The sequence below is a fragment of the Ruegeria sp. F11 genome (assembly GCF_056533855.1).
In genome coordinates, this window is record NZ_JBQFOW010000027.1 from 1 (window position 1) to 22,583 (window position 22,583).

The 22,583-nt window shown below is 56.0% G+C and carries 22 protein-coding genes and 1 pseudogene; 11 read left to right on the forward strand and 12 right to left on the reverse strand.

Going from position 1 to position 22,583, the window contains the following annotated elements:
* Positions 1-84: 84 nt before the first annotated feature.
* From ACR0NJ_RS20645 to ACR0NJ_RS20675, 7 genes and pseudogenes are all read right to left on the reverse strand, one after another.
* Positions 85-486: a DUF5681 domain-containing protein gene (locus tag ACR0NJ_RS20645; protein ID WP_480818991.1), complete on the reverse strand. Its 402-nt coding sequence runs from the start codon at positions 484-486 to the stop codon at positions 85-87.
* Positions 487-507: 21 nt separating this feature from the next.
* Positions 508-1,215 (reverse strand): annotated as a pseudogene (locus tag ACR0NJ_RS20650) (IS6 family transposase).
* A 59-nt stretch (positions 1,216-1,274) separates the two neighbouring features.
* On the reverse strand, positions 1,275-2,252 hold the full coding sequence (locus tag ACR0NJ_RS20655; protein WP_480818972.1) for an HpcH/HpaI aldolase/citrate lyase family protein: 978 nt from the start codon (positions 2,250-2,252) through the stop codon (positions 1,275-1,277).
* A gap of 27 nt (positions 2,253-2,279) precedes the next feature.
* Complete coding sequence (locus ACR0NJ_RS20660; RefSeq protein WP_480818973.1) at positions 2,280-3,251, reverse strand: 2-hydroxyacid dehydrogenase; 972 nt, start codon at positions 3,249-3,251, stop codon at positions 2,280-2,282.
* The gene (gene sucD, locus ACR0NJ_RS20665) at positions 3,251-4,141 is read right to left on the reverse strand and encodes a succinate--CoA ligase subunit alpha (RefSeq protein WP_480818974.1); all 891 of its coding nucleotides are present in this window, start codon (positions 4,139-4,141) and stop codon (positions 3,251-3,253) included. Before sucD ends, ACR0NJ_RS20660 begins: the two co-directional genes overlap by 1 nt.
* Complete coding sequence (locus ACR0NJ_RS20670; RefSeq protein ID WP_480818975.1) at positions 4,141-5,337, reverse strand: malate--CoA ligase subunit beta; 1,197 nt, start codon at positions 5,335-5,337, stop codon at positions 4,141-4,143. Before ACR0NJ_RS20670 ends, sucD begins: the two co-directional genes overlap by 1 nt.
* Before the next feature lie 16 nt (positions 5,338-5,353).
* On the reverse strand, positions 5,354-6,595 hold the full coding sequence (locus tag ACR0NJ_RS20675) for a pyridoxal-phosphate-dependent aminotransferase family protein (protein ID WP_480818976.1): 1,242 nt from the start codon (positions 6,593-6,595) through the stop codon (positions 5,354-5,356).
* A gap of 216 nt (positions 6,596-6,811) precedes the next feature.
* Here ACR0NJ_RS20675 and ACR0NJ_RS20680 point away from each other — a divergent pair, with 216 nt between their 5' ends.
* The 5 genes from ACR0NJ_RS20680 to ACR0NJ_RS20700 all read left to right on the forward strand — a co-directional run bounded on the left by ACR0NJ_RS20680 (position 6,812) and on the right by ACR0NJ_RS20700 (position 13,190).
* Positions 6,812-7,441 carry a LuxR C-terminal-related transcriptional regulator gene (locus tag ACR0NJ_RS20680; protein WP_480818977.1) on the forward strand — a complete coding sequence of 210 codons (630 nt, stop codon included), beginning with the start codon at positions 6,812-6,814 and terminating at the stop codon, positions 7,439-7,441.
* Between the two features lie 815 nt (positions 7,442-8,256).
* On the forward strand, positions 8,257-9,267 hold the full coding sequence (gene dctP / locus ACR0NJ_RS20685; RefSeq protein ID WP_480818978.1) for a TRAP transporter substrate-binding protein DctP: 1,011 nt from the start codon (positions 8,257-8,259) through the stop codon (positions 9,265-9,267).
* A 7-nt stretch (positions 9,268-9,274) separates the two neighbouring features.
* Complete coding sequence (locus tag ACR0NJ_RS20690) at positions 9,275-9,793, forward strand: TRAP transporter small permease (protein WP_480818979.1); 519 nt, start codon at positions 9,275-9,277, stop codon at positions 9,791-9,793.
* A gap of 23 nt (positions 9,794-9,816) precedes the next feature.
* Positions 9,817-11,109, forward strand: a complete 1,293-nt coding sequence (locus tag ACR0NJ_RS20695) for a TRAP transporter large permease (RefSeq protein WP_480818980.1) — start codon at positions 9,817-9,819, stop codon at positions 11,107-11,109.
* A 449-nt stretch (positions 11,110-11,558) separates the two neighbouring features.
* Positions 11,559-13,190 (forward strand): BCCT family transporter, encoded by a 1,632-nt coding sequence (locus ACR0NJ_RS20700; RefSeq protein WP_480818981.1) that lies wholly within the window; start codon positions 11,559-11,561, stop codon positions 13,188-13,190.
* A 300-nt stretch (positions 13,191-13,490) separates the two neighbouring features.
* Here ACR0NJ_RS20700 and ACR0NJ_RS20705 read toward each other — a convergent pair whose 3' ends face one another.
* Positions 13,491-14,312: a prephenate dehydrogenase/arogenate dehydrogenase family protein gene (locus tag ACR0NJ_RS20705; RefSeq protein ID WP_480818982.1), complete on the reverse strand. Its 822-nt coding sequence runs from the start codon at positions 14,310-14,312 to the stop codon at positions 13,491-13,493.
* A gap of 243 nt (positions 14,313-14,555) precedes the next feature.
* Positions 14,556-15,137 (reverse strand): TetR/AcrR family transcriptional regulator, encoded by a 582-nt coding sequence (locus tag ACR0NJ_RS20710; RefSeq protein ID WP_480818983.1) that lies wholly within the window; start codon positions 15,135-15,137, stop codon positions 14,556-14,558.
* An 86-nt stretch (positions 15,138-15,223) separates the two neighbouring features.
* Between ACR0NJ_RS20710 and ACR0NJ_RS20715 the strand changes: the two genes are divergently transcribed.
* The 5 genes from ACR0NJ_RS20715 to ACR0NJ_RS20735 all read left to right on the forward strand — a co-directional run bounded on the left by ACR0NJ_RS20715 (position 15,224) and on the right by ACR0NJ_RS20735 (position 20,096).
* A complete protein-coding gene (locus tag ACR0NJ_RS20715) occupies positions 15,224-15,697 on the forward strand; it encodes a cupin domain-containing protein (RefSeq protein ID WP_480818984.1) in 474 nt (157 codons plus the stop codon).
* 475 nt (positions 15,698-16,172) lie between these two features.
* Positions 16,173-17,591: a circularly permuted type 2 ATP-grasp protein gene (locus ACR0NJ_RS20720; RefSeq protein WP_480818985.1), complete on the forward strand. Its 1,419-nt coding sequence runs from the start codon at positions 16,173-16,175 to the stop codon at positions 17,589-17,591.
* 1 nt (position 17,592) lies between these two features.
* A complete protein-coding gene (locus ACR0NJ_RS20725; protein ID WP_480818986.1) occupies positions 17,593-18,534 on the forward strand; it encodes an alpha-E domain-containing protein in 942 nt (313 codons plus the stop codon).
* A gap of 3 nt (positions 18,535-18,537) precedes the next feature.
* On the forward strand, positions 18,538-19,335 hold the full coding sequence (locus ACR0NJ_RS20730) for a transglutaminase family protein (protein WP_480818987.1): 798 nt from the start codon (positions 18,538-18,540) through the stop codon (positions 19,333-19,335).
* Between the two features lie 11 nt (positions 19,336-19,346).
* On the forward strand, positions 19,347-20,096 hold the full coding sequence (locus ACR0NJ_RS20735; protein ID WP_480818988.1) for a proteasome-type protease: 750 nt from the start codon (positions 19,347-19,349) through the stop codon (positions 20,094-20,096).
* 263 nt (positions 20,097-20,359) lie between these two features.
* Here the strand turns inward: ACR0NJ_RS20735 and ACR0NJ_RS20740 are convergent, their stop codons facing one another.
* A complete protein-coding gene (locus tag ACR0NJ_RS20740; protein ID WP_480818992.1) occupies positions 20,360-20,671 on the reverse strand; it encodes an IS3 family transposase in 312 nt (103 codons plus the stop codon).
* 3 nt (positions 20,672-20,674) lie between these two features.
* Positions 20,675-21,235 (reverse strand): CHAP domain-containing protein, encoded by a 561-nt coding sequence (locus tag ACR0NJ_RS20745; protein ID WP_480818989.1) that lies wholly within the window; start codon positions 21,233-21,235, stop codon positions 20,675-20,677.
* Positions 21,236-21,606: 371 nt separating this feature from the next.
* Between ACR0NJ_RS20745 and ACR0NJ_RS20750 the strand changes: the two genes are divergently transcribed.
* Positions 21,607-21,909 (forward strand): SH3 domain-containing protein, encoded by a 303-nt coding sequence (locus ACR0NJ_RS20750; RefSeq protein WP_480818993.1) that lies wholly within the window; start codon positions 21,607-21,609, stop codon positions 21,907-21,909.
* 147 nt (positions 21,910-22,056) lie between these two features.
* Here ACR0NJ_RS20750 and ACR0NJ_RS20755 read toward each other — a convergent pair whose 3' ends face one another.
* Complete coding sequence (locus tag ACR0NJ_RS20755) at positions 22,057-22,446, reverse strand: MFS transporter (protein ID WP_480818990.1); 390 nt, start codon at positions 22,444-22,446, stop codon at positions 22,057-22,059.
* Positions 22,447-22,583: the final 137 nt, after the last annotated feature.

Consider the following 22,583-nt stretch of genomic DNA (forward strand, 5'->3'; position numbering starts at 1 on the left):
TGCAGCGTGCCAAACACACGCCACACGAAGGGAAAGAAATTGTCCCGGCAAACCTCGCGCGCGGCATGCAGAACCATTTTGGGATCAGGAGTCGTCATCTTCCGCCTCCCCATTTTCCGGACCACCGTCACCGTCCAGTTGGCTGGAAAAGAAATCCCGGAGGATATCAAAGTCGACACTGTCCGGCTCAACCGCACGGGCGCTTTCTTGCGCGTCCATGTCACTTGCGTTGAACAGATCCGTGTCCAGCTTCAGCAGCGCCATCAGCATTTTCGTGTCGCCCTTCAATGCGCTGGCCGTGACCCGCTTGGCAATTGCCTCCGCCTTGGAAATCCGGACTTCCCGGCTGCCTTCACGGACGGTGATCTTGGCTTCCAATTCGCGTTTCAGGCTGGCATTCACCCCATTGGCACCTTTCGGCCGTCCTTTCGGATTGCCGGATCGGCCTTTTTTGGGTGCTGTCAGACGAATTCGAACCAGTCTCAGTTTGCCACGGAAACCGCGAACTTATCCGGAACAAAGCTGACGCCACTCGGCAAGAGCGGCGATGCGCGTCAGCTTGAAGGTGTCTCTGGTGGCGAGCGATCTTTCCTGGTTGAAGTGATTGTAGACGCAGGAATGGACGGAGGCGAATTTCTGTAAACTTCGCATGCGCCTAAACCGTTGCATCGCGCGTTCGCGTCGTCGGAAAGGAAGGTGCGAATTCTCAACGCGGTTGTTGAGCCACCTGCCCGTCCTTTGTTTTTTGGTTGCGCCAAGCTCTCTGAGAGCGGCCCGATACGATGCGAAGCGATCCGTGACGACGTTTTCCGCCTTACCGTGTCGCTTCATTAATTTCTTGAGGAATTTCAGAGCTGCAGCTTTGTTTCGACGTTTTGTGACAACAGCTTCCAGCACCTCCCCTTCGTGATCAACAGCCCGCCAAAGATAATGCCGCTTGCCACTCACCTTCACGAGAACCTCGTCAACGTGCCACTTCCATTTGGAGAAGGCCCGCAGTTGCTGAACGCGCTTCCGTCTGATCTCAGCAGCAAACATTGGGCCAAACCTGTTCCACCAATATCAGACGGTTTCGTGGCTTACGTCGATGCCTCGCTCATGCAACAGATCTTCGACATTCCGAAGCGAGAGAGGGAAACGGATGTACAGCATCACCGCAAGGCGGATGATCTCGGGACTGGTTTTGAAGTACTTAAAGGAGGCAGATTTGGTCATGGGCAAAAGCTACGCAACCGCCCTGACCGCCTCAAGCCAAATTCTTCTGACAAGACCGATCAGGCCGCTGCGATCTGGCGCGCCTTTTCAACCATCACTTCAGCCTGCCGGATCGAGGCATAATCGATCAGGCGGCCATCCAGCGATACCGCGCCTTTGCCTGCGGTTTCGGCCTCGGCCATGGCAACAAGGATACGCTGCGCCTTAGTGACTTCAGCGTCGCTAGGTGACATGACCTCGTGTGCCAGCGCGATCTGGCTGGGGTGAATGGCCCATTTGCCTTCGCAGCCCAGAACAGCGGCACGTTTGGCGGCAGCCTTGTATCCTTCGGGGTCCTGAAAGTCGCCAAACGGCCCGTCAATCGGGCGAAGGCCGTTGGCACGCGCGGCGACAACCATACGGGCCAACGCATAGTGCCACATATCACCCCAGTGGGTCGCGCGGGCCGCGTCGCCATCTGGGTCAGTCAGCACCGAGTAATCGGGGTTCACACCGCCAATGATCGTGGTACGCGCACGGGTCGAAGCGGCATAGTCCGCTACGCCGAAATGCAGGCTCTCGTTGCGTTTCGAGGCAGCTGCGATCTCGCTAACGTTTTGCATGCCTAAGGCGGTTTCGATGATGTGCTCGAACCCGATGCGCTTCTTGTAGCCCATCGCGTCTTCGATTTGAGTGACCATCATATCGACGGCATAGACATCCGCAGCGGTGCCGACCTTGGGGATCATGATCAGGTCAAGACGCTCTCCGGCCTGTTCCACAACATCCACCACGTCGCGATACATGTAATGCGTGTCCAGCCCGTTGATGCGCACCGACATGGTCTTGCTGCCCCAGTCGATATCGTTCAGGGCCTGAATGATGTTCTTGCGGGCCTGCTCTTTTTCGTCCGGCGCAACCGCGTCTTCGAGATCGAGAAAGATCACGTCCACATCCGATTTCGCGGCCTTTTCAAACATGCCAGGCTGGCTGCCGGGTACGGCGAGTTCACTACGGTTCAGGCGCGCGGGGGCTTGTTCGATGGCATAAAAGCTCATGGGTTTGGTCCTTTGAAGAGGGGTGCGTCAGATCACGCGGTCACGGGGTGGGCGGCCTGCGAAAAAGTCGCCCAGATTGTCCAGCACGCGAAAGCCCATGGCCTCGCGCGATTCCTTTGTGGCGCTGCCAAGATGCGGCAGCATCACCAGATTGTCGCATTGCAACAGGTCGGGGCTGATGCGCGGCTCACCATCAAAAACATCCAGTGCGGCCCCACCGATCGTGTCGAACATCAGCGACTGTACCAGAGCGTGCTCATCCACCACCTCACCGCGTGCGGTGTTGATCAGGAACGCTTCGGGTTTCATCAGGTCCAGCCTGCGCCCGTTGATCAGGTGCCGGTTCGCGGCCCCACCGGGGCAGTGCAGCGAGACGAAATCGCATTGCGGCAGCAGCGCGTCCACCGTCTCGACCTGCGTGGCGTTGAATTGCTTCAGCACGTCGGGCGATACGGCGCTGCGGTTCTGGACCACGATTTTCATGCCGAACCCGTGATGAGCACGGCGGGCCATTTCCTGACCGATGCGGCCAAAACCGATGATGCCCAGCGTCTTGCCGCTGACCTTGGTGCCCACCAGATGGGTCGGACGCCAGCCGGTCCAGCCACCTGCACGCAACTCGCGCTCACCTTCGCCCGCGCGGCGGGCGGCCATCAGCAGCAGCGTCATGGCCAGATCGGCGGTGCATTCGGACAGAACATCCGGCGTATTGGTGACGGTCATGCCCAGATAACGAGCAGACGGCTCACAGATATGACTGTAGCCAACGCCGTAATTGGCAAGGATTTTGGTTTGCGCGGCGGGGACGTCCAGCGCCTCGGCGCTGAGCGTGTCGGTCACTGTCGGCAGGACCGCATCATATTTTTTCAATGCCTCGCGGATCTCTCCCGGGGACATCGGAATGTCCCCGGTATTCAGCACGGTGTTATAGTTTTCGACCAGTTGCGCCTCGACGGCGGCAGGCCAGCGACGGGTGACAAAGACCGAAGGTTTGACCATTACGCAGCCTTTCCCATGACGCGGGCGATGGTTTCGCCGATCACCGCCGGGTTTTCGGCCACGGTCACACCCGCTGCCGACAAAATTTCCACCTTCTCGCTGGCACTTTCGCCAAAGGCCGAGATGATCGCACCGGCATGGCCCATTGTCCGGCCCTTTGGCGCGGTCAGACCCGCGACGTAGGCCACAACGGGCTTGGTGACGTGATCGCGGATGTATTCCGCAGCTTCGGCTTCCTGAGGGCCGCCGATTTCACCGATCATCGCAATCACCTCGGTGTCTTCGTCCTGTTCGAACCGCTCAAGGATATCGCGGAAGGACGAGCCGTTGATCGGGTCGCCACCGATGCCGACACTGGTCGAAACGCCGATGCCACGCTCTTTCAGCTGCGCAGCGGCCTCATAACCTAGCGTACCTGAACGACCGATGATGCCTACATTTCCTGGCAGATAGATATGGCCCGGCATAATCCCCAGCAACGCCTTGCCGGGGCTAATGGTTCCGGCACAGTTCGGACCGGTCAGGACCATGCGCTTGTCCTTGGGGTAGCGGTACATGTAGCGTTTGACGCGGATCATGTCCTGCGCGGGGATACCGTCCGTGATGCAGACGCAATAGCGGATGCCCGCGTCTGCGGCCTCCATGATCGAATCCGCCGCAAACGGAGGGGGCACGAAAACAAGGCTGGCTTCGGCACCGGTGGCCTCGACCGCCTGCTTAACGGTGTCGAAGACCGGAACGCCCTCAACGGTTTCTCGGCCTTTGCCAGGGACAACGCCACCGACGACATTGGTACCGTATTGCACCATATCCTTGGTGTGCAGGCGCGCCATACGTCCGGTGATGCCCTGAACGATAACGCGGGTGTCGCGGTCCAGAAGAATGCTCATTACACGGCCCTCATCTTGGTGTTTTGGGACAGATCGTTGCGCCATGCGCCTACGGCGCGTTCGGCGGCTTCCATCAGGGTAGTCGCGCGGATGATCGGCAGGCCCGATTTGGCCAAGATTTTCTGACCTTCCTCGACATTGGTGCCCGCCAGGCGCACAATGACCGGCAGGTCGATGTCAAGCTCGCGCAGCGCCTGCACGACGCCCTCGGCCACCCAGTCACAGCGGTTGATGCCCGCGAAGATGTTGACTAGAACCGCCTGAACGTTGTCATCGGACAGCACAAGACGGAAGGCCTTGGCCACCCGCTCGGGCGAGGCCCCGCCGCCAATATCCAGAAAGTTCGCCGGCTCGCCACCGGCCAGTTTGATCGTGTCCATCGTGGCCATGGCCAGACCGGCCCCGTTCACGATGCAGCCGATATTGCCGTCCAGCCCGACATAAGACAGACCGCGGTCTGCTGCGCGGCTTTCACGCGGGTCTTCTTGGCTTTTGTCGCGCAATTCCGAGATCTGCGGGTGACGGAACAAAGCGTTGTCGTCAAAGCTCATCTTTGCGTCCAGCGCCAGAACCCGGTCGTCGCCAGTGATGACCAGCGGGTTGATCTCGACCATAGTCGCGTCCAACTCGCTGAAGGCAGCATAGCAGCCCTGCAATGTGCGCACCATGTGCTGGATCAGGCGCGGCTCGAGCCCCAGATTGAATGCGATCTCGCGCGCCTGAAATTCCTGTAGACCTACGGCGGGTTCAACGATCGAGCGCACGATGCTGTCAGGGCGTTCTGCGGAAATCTCTTCGATCTCCATCCCGCCTTCCGATGAGGCCACGATCATCACCCGCTGGCTGGAACGGTCCAGCACAAGGCCCAGATAAATCTCGCGATCAATGGGCACGGCAGATTCCACATAAACGCGGTAGATGCCCTTGCCCTCGGGACCGGTCTGGTGCGTCACCAGCTTGCGACCGAACATCTCATCACAAGCGTGGTGGATTTCATTTTCTGAATTGCACAACTTCACGCCCCCGGCCTTGCCACGCCCACCAGCATGGACCTGCGCCTTGACGATCCACTTGTCGCCACCCAGTTCGCGCGCGCGATATGCCGCCTGTTCCGGGCTGTAGGCCAAGGCACCCGAAGGGACCTCGACACCGAACTTCGACAGAAGCTCTTTTGCCTGATATTCGTGGATATCCATCTGCATTCCCTCCCGTTTATGCAGCGATAGATGTGCCGTAGCGGCTTTCCAGCAGCGCTTCGATGGCTTCGAAATCAACCGCGCCACCCATTTCGCGGATTGCCTCGGCAAACAGCCTGACGATACGGCTGATCGACTGGTGGTTCAGCTGGTTCAGAATGCCGATGCGGACCTGAACCGGGGCGCTCAGCGTTGGCCAGATGCCAAAGCCACGGGCGCGGCAGTTCTGCACCAACTCCATCTCGCGCCCTTTCAGTTCTGCGGGCAGGTTCAGCACCACAAGGCTGGGCATGTCCGAGGTGACCTGGCAGCCCATCGCGGTGACGGCATCGCGCAGAACAGCCTCATGCGTGCGATAGGAATGCGCGCGCTTGGCCAGCCCTTCCTGCAGGGTCAGGCGCAGAGATTCATGGAAAGCGGCGACGGCATAGCCCGAATGGGTGCGGTGATAGGTGCCCTTTTCCACGTCCTGTCCGTCAACGATACCCCAGTGGCGGGCCTCGAAAATCGGATTGTGGACGTAGGTATAAGCGCCCGAAGTTTTCAGCGCGTCGATATAGGCGTCGGTGAAGCTGACCGGCGCGTAGGTCAGCGGCAGGCAGCACAGGCCCTTCTGCGGGCACGAAGCCCAACCGGCGACGCCCGGATAGTCGTCGATACGGAAATCCGCGGCACCCAGCGACGACACAGCATCGATCAGCCCCATCGCGCCGTGGCGTTCGCACGCATCGGAAAAGCCCTGAATGTCGTTCACGCGGCCCGAGCCGGTTTCCCAGTGTGCCATGAAAGCCCATTTCGGTTTGTGCTGAGCCAGAACCTCATCAACCATCTCGCCAGTAACTGGCTGGCCATGGGGAACTTCGATCACAGTCACGCTGGAGGCCTGCGGGTCCAGCGGGCTTGCGGCGTGTTCAGCGGGCGTCGCCGCCTTGATCCGCAGGGTCAGCGCGTCGATGCCCGAGAAGGTTCCGTTGGTAAACGCCACAACCCTATCACCGGGCATAACGGCCGAGAACATGGTATCCAGCCCGCTCCAACCTGTACCGGCAACCGCGAAAGTATAGGTGTTGGCCGTACCCCAAATCTCACGCAGCATATACTTGCATTCGATCATGCCGCGCAGCACGTCGCCCTGCATGTGATCGGCAACGCCCGCGCTGGCAAAAGCCTGCAGAACGCGGGCGTCGGTGTTACCCGGGCCGGGGCCTGCGGCCAGTGTCTCGGGGATTTCGAGTGTGGGGTAGATTTGAAAAGTCATGTGTTCCTCCAGAGCGGTCGAGGGCCTGACACCCTGTCGGTCGCGTTGACGAAGAGGAAAACCGAATCTTGCACCGCTGCACAACGTAACTTACTACTGCTTTGGGATACCTATTTAGATGGGTAAATTACTACCCATATGGGTAAATATACAGATGTATACCATAGTTAACCCTACCCATATGGGTGGTTTAGGGTGAAAACAGGCAGGAAAACAATGTCCGACACATCTCAGCGCCCCATCGATGTCATGCTGGCAAACAACAACCCGCTGGTGCTGTCGGCCATGTCCGAGATTTTCGAACGCGACCCGCGATTCTCTTTGGTGGCGACCTCGGCCACCGCCGAGGGGTTTCTGGGCACGGTGATGCGAGTACCGGTTCAAGTCGGGATCGTGTCCTGGGAACTGCCCGCTTTGGGCGCGGCCAAGCTGATCGAGGTTCTGCGCGAACAGGCCAACGCACCGCGCTTTGTGGTTTACGGGGATGAGGCCGGGGATGTGCCGCGACAGGCCATGCAGGCCGGGGCTGCCGGGTTCGCGCCGCGCTCAGGTGAGGTCGAAGGCTTGCTGGAAACCTGTGTCGATGTGGCGAAAGGCAAGATGGTCTTTCCCTTCATCGACGTACGCAAGATGCAGCAGAACCCGTTGCAAACCCTGTCGCGCAAAGAGCTTGCGATCCTTGAGGCGCTGGTCAAAGGCATGTCGAACAGGGAATTGTCGAAAGAGCTGCAAATCTCTACCAATACAGTGAAGTTCCACCTTTCGAATATCTATGAAAAGCTGTCGGTCAGAAATCGTGCGCAGGCTATTGCGTTCTTTTATGCATCAAAGGCGGACAACGGATAGGTTAAGAGTATGAACAAGCTGTACGAGTCATATGCGCCACTTCAATTCCATCCGATGTTGCCGCTGCAGAAGCAAGACCTTTGAACCCGAGCCTATCTACCGCCGAGTGGTGGCACACCTAAGCGTCTTTCAATTTGATGTCGTTCTCTTCCATTCTCCAAGATGGGTAATACGGTCCTTTTCGCTGGCGCGCTGTTTCTGCGATCGCACCGTAACAAAGAGTGAACCATCGGTTCAGCGTGCAGTAGTCAACCGGAACGCCTAGCTCGGGCATGAGTGTTTCCTGATCCCGGTATGACACTCCGCATCGGATATAGAAGAACATTGCACACATTTGAAGGTGGTCATGAGCCAACCTCCACTCAGGTACTGGCGATCGCACACAAAGGCCGATGGTCGGAACTTTGTAGTGCGAGTTGCCAATAAATCAAAACCCACGTTTAGCAGTGAGGCGGCTTTGAGCTCGGGCGGAGGCGAGATAAAATTTTCCTAGTAACAGTTTTTGGTCCACTAAAGCCCACTTCGCTCAAAGATTATGAAGTCAAAGGAAAAACCCAACAACAAAATCTCAGCCAATGATACTCCGATACTTTAGCAAAGAGCCGCCGCCCTCGTCCGATTCAATAGCGCTCTGTGATCCCGACGCAGGTATAACTTGCAAGAGTCCCAGCTATTTCTATGCTTGCAATCGGCAGAGTTGCGACATCGATTATCTACCTTAAACCAGTAGTCAAATTCATCTCGCGCGCCACAAAACATCAAAATCTAAGTGCTCTACAATGAGACGAACGTTCAACCCATCAGGAGGAAGAAACATGAAGAGAATTTTCCAGGCCAAGGCCTTCGGTACAGCTGCTTTCCTGTCGGTTGTCGCTCCGGCGGGTGCTGAAGAGTGGCGTTTCAACAATTTCCTGCCAGAAACCCGCCCTGAATCTGCGGAACTGGAACGTTTTGTCGAAGACGTAAACGCCGCCCTCGACGGCGATAGTGAATTGAAGCTGTACAGCGGTGGCTCGCTAGGCCTGCCCAATACCGACACGTTGAGGTTCCTGCCAAAGGGCGCGGTCGAGATGAGCCTGATCTGGGCGAACTACTTGGGGCGTGATGCCCCGGCGCTCAGTTCGGTTGTTGTTCAGGGCACAATCGGCTCGATTGAGGAGTTCGAGAAAGCAATCCCGACCGTTCGTGAAATCTATGAAGAAGAGTTTGCCGACTGGGGCGTGACCTCGGTGGGGTATGTCCCGATCCCGATGTTGTCTGTTTCGGTCTTCTGTCGGGACGAACCTGTTCGCACCATCGACGCGCTAAAATCCAAGAAGCTGCGCGTCTGGGCGCGTGATCAGGTTGAAACGTTCACACGTTTGGGTGTTGCCGCGCAGATCATCCCGCAGGAAGAAATGTATGTGGCCCTTAAAACCGGCGTGGTGGATTGTGCCCTATACCCGGCGCTTTATGCACATACAGTTTCGTTGCAGGAGGTCGCCAAATACGCGTCATTCCTGTACCCGATGGCGTCCGGCCCTTATGTGATCGGCGTGGCAACCGACAAATGGGACGCAACCGACGATGCCACAAAAGCGGCGATTGCAACCGCGGCAGATGCCTTGTGGGAGCGCACCAACCAGTATGAAGATGATTTCGAACGCGAACTGGCCGCACGCGACAAGCTGGGCGAGGAAGGTGTGACATGGGGCGAAGACTTCTCGCAGGAGGACCGCGACCTTTTCGTGTCCAACGTCACCGAAATCTGGGCAGAACTGGCGGATGAGGCCGGCGGCAATGCACCCGAATATCGCCAGCGGGTTCTGACCGCATTGGGCCGCTGATCCTCGGATGGCGCACAGCGCGAAACACCTGATAGCGCGGGGGCTGGACCGTCTGGCCCTTGCGTGCGCTGCTGCGGCGGCGTTGGGGATGATTGCCATCGTCGGCCTCATCGTGACCAGCGTTCTGATGCGAAAATTCGCCAATACGCCGCTGCACATTACCGAAGAAGTCGTGGGGCTTTTGCTGAGCGTCTCGTTGTTTCTCGGCCTGCCCATGGTGACGCTACGAGCTAAGCACGTGCGCGTCTCGCTGCTGGCGGACATGCTGAAAGGTAAGGCGCATGTAGCCTTGCAGATCGCCGCCCTGCTGGTCGGCATCGTGTTCTTCTTATGGCTGATCGTCGAGACCATCCCTTGGTTCGAGTTTGCCTTCAAACGCAACCTCAAGACCGAGACCACCCGGATTTTGCTCTATCCGTGGATGGCACTGATGCCGCTCTCACTCATACTAACCATGTCCATCTTTGTGGCGCGCCTGGTCGGCATTCTGGACCGGGTCGACGACGCCGAAGCTGACATCGAATGAATCCCCATCAAAGAGGCCCCTGAATGTCGTTCTGGCTTACATTGACAGGCGCGCTCGTCGCCACCGCCGGGACAGGCGTGGCGCTTGGAGCCGCGCTTGGCCTGACCGGGCTTCTGATCCTGCACTTTTTCTCGAACGGGGCCACGTCGCTGGCGGTGGATGCGATCTGGAGCGTCTTCAATTCCTTCACCCTCAGCGCTGTTCCGATGTTCATCCTTCTGGGCGAAGTGCTGCTGCGCAGCGGGATCAGCGAAAAGGCCTATTCAGCCTTCTCCCCGCTGTTTCGCCGCATCCCTGGCGGGTTGCTGCACACCAACATCGCGGTCTGCACCCTGTTTGGCGCGGTCAGCGGCTCCAGCCTGTCGACGGCGGCGGCGGTGGGGTCGGTGGCTTACCCCGAGATGTCCAAACGCGGCTATGACAAGGATACAATCGTCGGCAGTCTGGCAGGTGGCGGCACACTGGGTCTGCTGATCCCGCCCAGCCTGTCCTTCCTGATTTACGGCGCGCTCACGGAGACCTCGATCGGTCGCCTGTTTGCCGCCGGGATCATCCCCGGATTTCTGGTGGGTCTGATGTTCATGGCCTATCTGTTTGTAAAGAGCGCCAGCAACCCGGCCATAGCCCCCCGCGATGAGACCCCGCTCCCCTTGCGGGAAACTCTGGCGGGCTTCAAGCAAATATGGCCTCTGCTGGCCCTGATCATTGCGGTCATCGGCAGCATCGTCGGAGGGTTGGCTACACCCACAGAGGCCGCAGGCGTTGGCGTGGTTCTGGCCGTGATCATCTCGTCTATCTGGGGCGACCTCACCTGGAGAAAGCTGGTAGAGGCCGTATATCTGTCCGTCTTGCTGTTCGCCTCGGTCGGGTTTCTAGTGCTGGGCGCGACCATTCTGGCGAAGTCGACCAGCATTCTGGGCGTGCCGCAACAGATCCTCGAGGTCGTGGCTGAAAGCGGGATGGGTACCTACAGCGTGTTGCTGATCGTGGTGCTGATCTATCTGGTGCTGGGCTGCTTCTTTGATGGCCTGTCCCTGATGATCATGACGTTGCCGGTGGTGTTCCCGCTGCTGACCGGTCTGGGCTTTGATCCGATCTGGATTGGGGTCATTATCACCATCGTCATCGAGATTGGTCAGGTCACACCGCCGGTCGGGCTAAACCTGTCGGTGCTGACAGCCCTGACGAACAACGAGGTCAGCCTGGGCCGCGTCGCCATCGCAACGGTGCCCTACTGGCTCATCCATCTGTTCACCATCCTGATTCTGACGCTGTTCCCGGCGCTGGCCCTGTTCCTGCCCGACCTGTTGTTTTGAAAGGTTTATTCATTTTTTGGGGTTCTTGTCAAAGCCTCGGCCTGAATGAAGAGGCAGCTTCGCGCTTCAAAAGTACTCGCCCGGCGAGCCGGAAAGGGCTATGGGCCCGATTGCTGTTTCTCGATCATGGCTGAACCGCCGTATGGGAAGTATTGCGCGGTCATCGGTTCCAAAGCCGGATGAAGGGCGCAGAGTCAAAACTCATCGACGCAGGATGAGGAATCCTAAACACTTCGGGAAAGATCGGCCCCGCTCCTCCGTTAACTACTGCGTGATCTAAAATCGACGTGATTATGTCGCTTTTTGACGACTACTGGCCGCTTGGATGGCGCGGCGAAACTTTTTGCGGCTAAAAATACCGGCACTGTGACGGCAGGAACCTTCGATCCCTACGGCTTATTGGCAATTGGGATGGATATGCCGCCAACAAATGTGGGAAGGAATTACTTATGTCGGACATTGTGGATGACCAAACCGAGGATATACCTCATCCAATCGAAACAGAGTATGAAGTCGGTCAGGACAACGTTAATCCGTTCGGGCTTGATATTCACAATCCGGTTTTTGCCATTTCCGGAATCTCTATTCTGGCATTTGTTCTGCTGACACTTGCATTTCAAGAACAGGCCGGTGGGTTTTTCAACTGGTTGCGGCCGTTCCTGACTTCCAACTTTGCCTGGTTCTTTCTAAGCGCGGGTAACATCTTCCTGATCTTCTCGATCTTCCTGATGCTGTCGCCGCTAGGCAAAATCCGTCTGGGCGGTCAGGATGCCACACCTGACTACAGCTATACAGGCTGGTTCGCGATGCTGTTTGCTGCTGGAATGGGCATCGGCCTGCTGTTCTTTGGTGTATCCGAGCCAATGTCGCACTTCGCATCTTCGATGGGTGGAACCGCTGGCGACGCCGGGGCACGCACCGATTGGGCTCCGCTGGGTGCTGCAGCCGGAGATCCCATTGCCGCCCGTGATCTGGGCATGGCGGCCACTATCTTCCACTGGGCACTGCACCCTTGGGCCATCTATGCCGTTGTGGCATTGTCGCTGGCTTTTTTCACCTACAACAATGGCTTGCCTCTGACCCTACGGTCGGCGTTCTACCCTTTGCTGGGCGAACGTGTATGGGGTTGGTGGGGTCATGTTATCGACATCACCGCCGTATTTGCAACGTTGTTTGGTCTGGCGACCTCGCTGGGTTTCGGCACGGAACAGGCGCTGGCCGGGTTCAATTACCTGTTCGGATGGGGCACCGGCGGCGTGGCCAAGGTGATCCTGATTGCGGTAATTACCGCGATTGCGCTTGTGTCGGTGATCCGGGGACTGGATGGCGGCGTCAAGGTGCTATCCGAGATCAATATCGGGCTGGCGGCGATCCTGCTGCTGTTCGTGATCATCGTCGGGCCGACCGCCACGATCTTTGAGACGATCTTTGCCGGTGGTGTCGCCTACGCCAAGGAACTGATCCCGCTCTCTAACCCATTTGGTCGCGAAGACAGCAATTTCATGGAAGGCTGGACCGCGTTCTACTGGGCCTGGTGGATTTCCTGGTCGCCCTTCGTCGGCATGTTCATTGCCCGCGTGTCCCGTGGCCGGACTGTGCGCGAGTTCATCTTCTGCGTCATCGTTATCCCGATGCTGGTCGGCATCCTGTGGATGGGCGCTTTTGGCGGCGCTGCGGTTCATCAGGTAATCACCGATGCGTCCGCACCGGTTCAGGATGCAGCGCTTGAGCTCAAGCTGTTCGTTATGCTTGAGGCGCTGCCGCTGGCGACGATTACGTCGATCCTGGGTATCATCCTGGTTCTGGCATTCTTCGTTACATCGTCGGACTCGGGTTCGTTGGTGATCGACACAATCACCTCGGGTGGCAAGACCGACGCGCCGGTCGCTCAGCGGATCTTCTGGTGCACCTTCGAAGGTGTGGTGGCGGCGACGCTGCTGCTGGTTGGCGGCTCAGCGGCGCTTACGGCGTTGCAGGCCATGGCGGTTTCGACGGGCTTCCCATTCACCATCGTTCTTCTGGCCATGTGCGTCAGCCTGTACATCGGGCTGAAGAGAGCCCAAAATGAGCTGAAAAGTTAGACTTCTAACAAACAAAACGGGTGCCGAAGTTCCATTCTGCGGCACCCGTTTACATTGCAGAGAACCGGTCTCGACGGTCTTGCCAGAAAACATCAACTTGAGTTGGGAAACTGGTTTGACAAGCGGATTGACCCAGCCTCCTGAAATCAGGCCATTGAGGTGTTAGCAATCCGTCCAAGCAAAGGATGGGCTATGAAACGCAGATTTAGCGACGAGAAAATCATTGGAATGATCAAGGAAAACTTAATCGTTAGCAAGCCAATGGTCTGGCGGACATTGTTGTCCTTCGATGCCGCGCCATCAGTGTCTGCTTACGTTGTAGGGCGGTGTCCTCTGTGCCGCTTCCAGCTCGACACTCAAACTTGCGGCCAACTCAAAAAACTGCCGGCGCACGGTCTCAGAGTAGGGATTGGCCTTCTCAATCGCTTCGAATACTTCTGGCGCATCATGTTGAACCATGGAAATCGCCTCAGATAGCAAGTCAAAGCTCTTCGTTGTCATGCGCGTTGGTAGCGGTCCCATTCTCTGTAGTACTTTGGCTATGAGGTGAGTGAGCCCCTGGACAATTGCTGCTTCGCGGTCGTGATCTTCGGGGGTCGTCATGATTATACTCAGACCCAGAGTCTTGCGCAGAAACGCAGCAACCCTCGCATGTCGTCGTCCCTGAATTGGGCAGACCGCAATTTTTAGACCCTCAATACCTGTCGTGGCACTCTGTGGACCGAACAAGGGGTGAGACGCTACAATGTCTACATGGTTTGGTAGCAGCCGCCGCATGATTTCCGAGGGAATTACTTTCACTGAGCCAACATCGACAATCAGCGCGCCAGGTTTACAAGCAACCGCGATCTCGCCGACAACCTGCTCAAATGAGGACACTGGTGCCGCAATGAGGATCACATCAGCCTGCGATACTGAGTGCAATGATGACAGACGCACTCCGTGTTGCTTTGCGACCTTGGCGACTTCCAGGGACGGATCGTAGGCCGTTATTTCGAAATGCTGGCCAAGATGAAGGGCTGCAAGTTGTCCGAATGCACCAAACCCCACGATGCCTAGCGACGTGTTTTGACTTCTTCTGTTGTTGTTCATTTTTCGACCTTTGAATTTGCCGCCCGGCACAAGGTCGATTGTATGTTGACCGCTGTCAGGGGCAGCGGAACACCAATGATGAATTACCCGCAGCTATCGAAGCTGAGGAAAATAGTCTTGCGATGCGAAGAACAATCTGATCATGACATAAGCGATAAGGCACTCCGGAGAGCTGAGTCAACGATTTTGCTGCATATTCTCCGCCCCAAGGAGACGCTAAACTGGCGTATATTTGCAACAGCTTCTGGACACAGTCGACATCTGAATTCGGCCTCAATTTATTGGCAAGTATCGGTCCAACAGAGCATCGACCAACCCTTCTTGGAGTCGGTAGCCAGTTGCTTCGTCCACTCGCAAAATGTCTTCAAGGATAACAAGTTGTTCCATGCCCGTCGTCATGGACAACCGCTTCGCCAGGTCGTCAATTTCCTTCGGCTCAATTAATGGGTAAACTGGTGCAAGTGCTTCAGAAAAAGCCGCCACTCTTCTGGCGCCGCGCATTTTTACCGTTCCATCTTCAAGCGATGCCTTGAGTGATTCGGCCAGAAACTGCCGGAAGTGAGCCTCATGAACCCGAGAAAAATCCAGATAGTAGCGCGCGACGACATGTACACGGTTCCTGACGTCATCCAGTCCCTCGAGAAGTTCTGACGTTGGAGTAACTTCAAGATCAAGCGTCGCATCCAAGGCTAAGACACTCGGGTCAGAAAAGTAACGATAGACCGTCGCACGGCTGGTTTTGGCGCGCTCAGCGACTTTTGCCAGCGTGACTTCCTTGCCTTCCGACATCAGATCACGTGCAGCCGAAAGAAGTGCTTCTCGCGTTCGGTTGATTTGATTTGTACGAGGTGCCAATTTCAAGCCTTTTGTGATACACTTGTCTCATAACTAGATATGTGTATCATAAGAGAAGTATGTTTCAAGTAAAGGGAGTCGTAGTAATGGCTGGACCTCGCACGCGAATTTATCATCTTCTTGGGAACTTGTTGACCTTTCACGCCTTTCCCAGTGAGACGGGAGATCGTTGCACAATCGTCGAGATAAAGACGGCGCCGGGTGCCGGCGCACCGCCCAATCATCATGCTGGCGAAGATGAGAGCTTCTATGTACTCGACGGTGAATTCGAGTTCTTTGTGAATGGCGAGACAGTCAACGTAAAAGCTGGTGACTTCGTCAAAGTTCCGGACGGTGCAGTCCACGCCTTTACATGCACCGGGGAACGGCCAGGCCGGTTACTTTGCATAAACGCCCCCGGCGCGATGCATGACACATTCTTTACGGAAGCTGGGGAAGCAATGCCTGATGGCACGACCGATATTCCGGCGCCAGATGGACCACCAGACATTCCGGCGATCATGGCAGTAGCAGATCGAGTAGGAATGACGATCTTGGCGCCCGCGGATGCTTACAACTAACGAACGCGCTTACATTACTCCGGCCTGCGAGTTGAAAATTTTGGATTGAAGGTTCTGCCATACACCCTAACTGGCTATGCTCGCAGCCAGCGCTAAAGCGTACATGCCCAATCCAATTGCGGGACAAAGCCTCCGTTTGGAGGTTAGCCATATATGTTAGCTACGCACGAGTACCGGACAAAATACAATTGGTCTGAGAATGAGGTTTGGGCTTCGGTATACACTTTCCAACTTACTTGGAAGCGCTTGCCATGAAGTATTCAATTTCTCTAAAATCCTCTTAAACGAACTTCCAAATCGACGGGAAAACCGCTCATTGTTGTTTTGCAGTTGGCAGCGACGATTAAGTACTTAACTGAATAGCCCTTTCAAATCCGCGTGTTATTTCGCCTGAAAAATAGGCGTTTTCCGGAGAGCTTTGGGTGGTCCAGCCCAAAGCACTTGAATCTGCGGGCATGTCAGTCACACTTCTTGCATGAGCGACTATTTTGACGAAATGTTCAATGCTGATGGTTCTCTGCGAAGGTCTTATGAAGAAATCGGACGCTGGATCAATGCAGAAGATGTTTCAAGGCTGAGAGCCAAACAGCGCGAAGCTGAAGAAGTTTTCAGACTGACCGGGATCACCTTCAACGTTTACGGCAAAGCAGAGGCAGAAGAACGGTTGATCCCGTTTGATATAGTTCCACGGGTAATATCCGGGAGAGAATGGCAGCGGCTGGAACGCGGAATTGAACAACGGGTTAGAGCAATTAATGCCTTTCTCTACGACGTTTACCACCGTCAGGAAATTGTACGTGCAGGACGTGTTCCCGCCAAGATGATCGCTGACAACGACGCGTTCCTACCACAGATGCTCGGCGTAACGCCACCGGGTCAGGTTTTCACGCACATTGTTGGTATCGATCTGGTACGCACCGGGCCGGACGAATTCTATGTTCTAGAGGACAATGCCCGCACACCATCAGGCGTCAGCTACATGCTCGAAAACCGGGAAACCATGTTGAAGATGTTCCCAGAGTTGTTCAGTGCTACAAATGTGCGGAACGTATCGGACTACCCCAAGAACCTGAGGCGATCGCTTGCCGCCTGTGCTCCCAGCTGCGCTGAAGGAGAGCCAACCGTCGCCGTGCTGACACCCGGCATCTACAACTCCGCCTACTACGAGCACGCTTTTCTGGCAGATCAGATGGCAGTTGAATTGGTCGAGGGGCATGACCTGCGGGTTGTTGATGGTCGCGTCTGCATGCGTACAACGCGAGGGTACAAACCGATCGATGTTCTTTACCGGCGTGTCGATGACGAGTTTCTGGACCCTTTGAACTTTAACCCAGAGAGTGCATTGGGGGTACCGGGTATTATGGACGTGTATCGTGCCGGAGGGATCACGATTGCCAATGCACCGGGTACTGGGATAGCTGACGACAAGGCGATTTACTCTTACATGCCTGAAATCGTTGAGTTCTATACCGGCGAGAAGCCACTTCTCCAAAACGTTCCGACATGGAGGTGCAGTGATCCGGAGTCTTTGGCCTATGCGCTGGACAATCTGTCTGAGCTTGTCGTGAAAGAAGTGCACGGCTCTGGAGGTTATGGGATGCTTATCGGGCCCACGGCCAGCAAGAAAGAAATTGCGGCGTTCCGCGACAAGCTTAAATCGCGGCCCTCGAACTACATTGCCCAACCGACGCTTTCTTTGTCGACGGTGCCGATTTTTGCAAGATCCGGACTGGCGCCAAGACATGTTGATCTGCGGCCATTTGTATTGGTTTCGCCTGAAGGGATCAAAATCACTCCGGGAGGTTTAACACGCGTAGCACTCAAGAAAGGGTCACTGGTTGTGAATTCCAGCCAGGGCGGCGGGACAAAAGACACCTGGGTTCTGGAGGACTGACATGCTGGGAAAAACGGCTGGCGGGTTGTTCTGGATGGCCCGGTATCTGGAACGCGCGGAAAACACAGCAAGACTGCTGGAAACCGGTCAACGAATGGCTTTGACGCGCACCCACAACTCGGTCGAGGAGTGGGCTTCGGTATTGAAAACAGCGGGCGTTCTGGACGGGTTTCTTGCCAAGTATGAAGAGATAACCAAAGAAAATGCTGTGGACTGGATGCTGAGGGACGGTGAAAACCCCTCATCCATAAAATCGGTCATCAAACAGGCCAGAGACAACGCGCGCCTCGTGCGAACGGCGTTAACCCATGATGTCTGGAGTGCGGTAAATGGCACCTGGATGAAAGTGGACGCGGCAATGAAACGTCGCGTGAATGAGCGAGACCTGCCGGGTACGCTTGAGCTGATCCGTCAGCAGACGGCCCTTGTGCGTGGCGCAACCCTTGGCACGATGCTGCGCAATGACATCTTTGACTTCATGCGCATCGGGAATTTTATCGAACGTGCTGACAATACCGGGCGTATTCTGGACGTTAAGTATTATGTTTTGCTTCCCACTACGTTTTCAGTCGGGTCGTCGCTGGACAATATCCAGTGGGAGAGCATCCTGCGATCGGTGGGGGCCGGTGGCGGATACTTGATGACGCACGGGCAAAACACCACACCTTCGGATATCGCTCAGTTCCTGATCCTGGATCAGCGCATGCCCCGCAGCCTCCACTTCTGTTGCAGGAAAATTCAAGAGAACCTTTCCTATCTCAAGAAAGATTATGGATTCACGGGCCCCTCATGCGAAGCATCCAATCGGCTTTCCGATAAGTATCTTGGCCGACAGATATCAGATATTTTCGACTATGGTTTGCACGAGTACATCGAAGATTTTCTCAGCGACCTTGGCCAGTTAAGCCGCCAGATCGAAATCGACTACCGGTTCTATGAGTAACCCATGAAACTGCACATCAGACATGAAACCCGATACGATTTCGACGCGCCAATTCCTTTCGGTCTTCAGCAATTGAGAAAAACGCCCAAGTCTTTTCGCAACCAGCGCATCGAAAGCTGGGCGACTGAGGTTAATGGTGGTCGCAAGGAACTGACCTATGAGGACTATCATCGCAACACGGTGGAGCTGATCAGCTTTGACGTGAATACCCAAAGCGTCTCGCTGATTTCAGAGGGGGTGGTCGAAGTTAAAGACACGCATGGTGTTTTAGGCCGTCATGAAGGCTCAACGCCGCTTTGGCTTTTCAAACGTAGCACAGAACAGACAAAACCGGGAAAAGGTGTCAACGAACTGGTCCGGTCCTTACCTGAAGGTGAACCGTTGGACCAAATGCACGCTTTGTCCGACGCAATCCGCGGCTGCGTCCCCTATGAGATCGGAAGCTCGCACCCCGATTGGAGCGCGGAAGATGCCATCGAGGCAGGCAGCGGTGTATGTCAGGATCACGCCCATATCTTCATCACCTGTGCACGCAAGACCGGGCTGCCCGCTCGCTATGTCTCTGGCTATCTGATGATGAATGAGACCGAGTTGCAGGATGCGACTCACGCTTGGGCCGAGGTGCATCTGGAAGGGCTCGGTTGGGTCGGTTTTGATGTGTCCAACGGGATTTCCCCAGATGATCGCTATGTTCGCGTCGCAACCGGTCTGGACTACACGCAGGCAGCCCCGGTAATAGGAAGCCGAATAGGGACAGCGGGCGAGCAACTGACAGTACAGTTGCAGGTCGCACAGCAGTAACGGAGAAGACAATGACCTATGCTGTGGGCATGCGGCTGAGCCGCGGACTTGTTTTCATGTCCGACACACGCACGAACGCTGGCATCGACAACGTCTCGACCTTCAACAAGATGTTCAACTGGACGGTCGAGGGGGAGCGGTCCATAACTCTGTTGACGGCCGGAAATCTGGCGACGACCCAGGCAACGATCAGCGTGCTTGAAGAACGTACCAAAGTGCCCAAAGAACGCGCTCCATCCATCCTCGAAGCGCCCACGATGTTTCAGGTTGCACAATTGGTGGCGGAAACGCTGAACAGTGTGATTGAACAACACGCGAAATCGGGCCAGCAAGCTGACAGCGCCTTTCATGCCACTATGGTTTTGGGTGGACAGATCAAAGACGCACCATCGCGCCTGTTCCTGATCTATCCGGAAGGCAACTTTATCGAAGCCGGGGATGAAACCCCGTTCTTTCAGATCGGAGAAACAAAATACGGTCGTCCAATCCTGGTCCGCGCTTATGATCCCGAGATGAGCTTTCCTGAGGCCGTTAAACTCTTGCTCGTTAGCTTCGATTCCACGATCAAAGCCAATTTGTCCGTCGGAGCGCCGCTGGACCTGCTTCTTTACAACGAAGACAGCCTCGAGGCCGGTAAACGCTCGCGGTTCGAGGCAGATGACGAATACTTCCGAACTGTTTCAGAAGGTTGGGGCGACGCGCTAAAATCTGCTTTGTCCAAACTTCCAGAGTATTCTGACGTAGCCGAACAGGACATTTAGATGTCTGTTGATTTGTGCCGGACATTTGCAAGCGATTCAAATGCTGCGCGGTTTCGATGAGCGGGATTTCAGTAGTCGCCAATAAACTCGCTTGGTGGAAAATGGCCGCCTGCAAAACGCTGCCAAGTCCGCTTTCTTTTGATTACCGTCGTTCTTACATTGGGCAGCATGTGGAACAATGGGCTCGCTCCGGATCTCCGAGGCAGCACAGCATCCGTCGATCGTGAGACATGGGCCACGCCGCTCGCTCGTCTTGCCCCGTTTCAGTGGACGGTTTGAAAGGATCCAGCTGACCGATCTTCGAAGTCAGCTGGACTTACGTTGCCAATATATCCATGGCGACGCTTTCGATTGTAGAACACTTCAATATACTCGAACAGGTCGGCACGTGCTTCATCTCTGGTGCCGTAGCGTACGCGGTTTACACGTTCGCGTTTGAGAACGCCGAAAAACCATTCGACGACAGCGTTGTCATAGCAATTCGCTGTCGCACTCATGCTGCATTCGATGCTATGCTGGTCAAGTTCCTCTCGAATGTCGTCACTGGTGTACTGGGCGCGCAGGGAATTCGGTATGGGCTAACCGTCATCTTTCGGATAGATGAACCCGTTCACTGGGTAGAAACTGCCATACCGGCCCGGATGGCTTTCGACCCGTACCAGCGTCCAGTCATTGTTTTTGGACACATCCTTAACGCCCATTTTCAATGAAACCTTGTTGCGGTGCCAGTTGGCGTGGTTCACGACAACTTCGCGGTCGGTGACAACATCGGACACGACAGCAACATGGCCAAGGGGCATTCCGCGGGTTGCCCGAAACGACATGACGGCTCCGACAACCGGTTCACTGCCTCGCTGAAAGATATTATGCGCCTTGCCCCACCAGTCTTTGGCGTTGCCGCGAATCTCGATGCCGCTGAGATTCCGCGCGTAGGGCACGCACCAAACCCTTTGCCCGCGAGCCTGCTTTTTTGAGACCTCTTGCAGCGACATCAATTGACGTTCCGGATCGATATCCGTGTCGTTTGGGTTTTGCGTGCAGGCAGAGACAAGAGCAATGAGCCCCATCGCAATTGCAACACGGGCGATGCCGGTCAGGGGCGGCCAAATCGTATTCGTTTTGCGGGCGCTGTTCTGCAAGAAGCTTCATTGCCGGTTTGAGTGGTTTTGGAGTTCTACGACAATTTTGCGGGCTGTGAAAAGATATCTGCCAATTCTCCGGCAGGAATTTGCCTGTCCTTAGTCAGACATCGCAAAATAGCACCTTGGGCGGCAAGGCGGCCCTTGGCTGGTCTGGCAAAACAAGTTGTTCACAGTCTCAGGTAGCGGTCACGCGACAGCACTTGCATGAATTTGTCTTTTGGTCCGCTTGAGCGCGCCAAGAAAGCAAGCGCCAGACAACTTCGCAGCCTCCGCTTCCCGCGAATTTCCAGTTTCTTCCAGTTTCTTCCAGTTCCTCTTGTTGACCAGAGGCGCTACGATCGTTGATGAGGCAACAATCAGGCTTACAGATGCGAAGTTTAACCTTCCCACCGTTAACAGCGTTTGTCCTAGCCGCAATCATCAGTCTTGAACCTGCAGCGGCGGCGTCGCTTGGACAATACGAGGTTTTTGGCGTTGAAGACGGAGACATGCTGAAATTGCGGGCAGGGCCCGGAATAGGTTTCAATGTGATCGTCGGTCTTCCAAATGGAACCGCGTTGAGGGTTCACAGTTGCGAGCAGACCGGAGGCACTCGTTGGTGCCGGGTTTCCCTGAAGCGGGCGCTTGGGTTAAAGGGATATGTCTCTTGGGCATACTTGCGAAAAATGTGATCCGGATTTGGCACTCGCTGGCGAACGGAAGAATTGGGGCCGGTGCCAATCGGCTCAGGTTGGCTGCAGGGTGTGGTCGTTCAAAAGCAGTGTGTCACGCGCGTCGCAACGAGGCCCTGCCCGAGGTCAGGCAGTGTCACCCTCCGATTAATTTGCGGCCTCGGCGCTGGTATCCGGGTGGTGCCCCACCAGCAACCCGATCACAGACGATGCTGCAAAGAAGGCGATCAACCCGAACGCGACTGAAAACGTACCGGTTGCGTCCAGCGCGAAGCCAGTGATGACGGGTGCCAGAAAACCAGCCAATGCAAAACCGCTATTCATAATGCCCATGCAGGTTCCCGCGCGTTGCGGTACGATGTCGGCTATGACCGCATAAAAGATCGGGTTGGCGCCAAGGCCTGCGGATACAGCGATCGATATGCAGATCAACGCGATCGGAAGACTGTCCACAAAGGCGAGCGGCAGTACGGCCAGTGCCACAAGCCCGTGTAGAATCGCCATAGGATAAGTTCGCGCGATCCGAAGGGTTCCCATTCTGATAAGCAGCCAGTCCGATAAGCGCCCCACTGAATGAGCAGCGTCATCTGACTGGTCCAAATTGATTGTTAGTGCATCGTCGGCCTGCGATCCATTGGTATGATGGTTTCGGGCGCTGGCGGGCTATAGCCCAG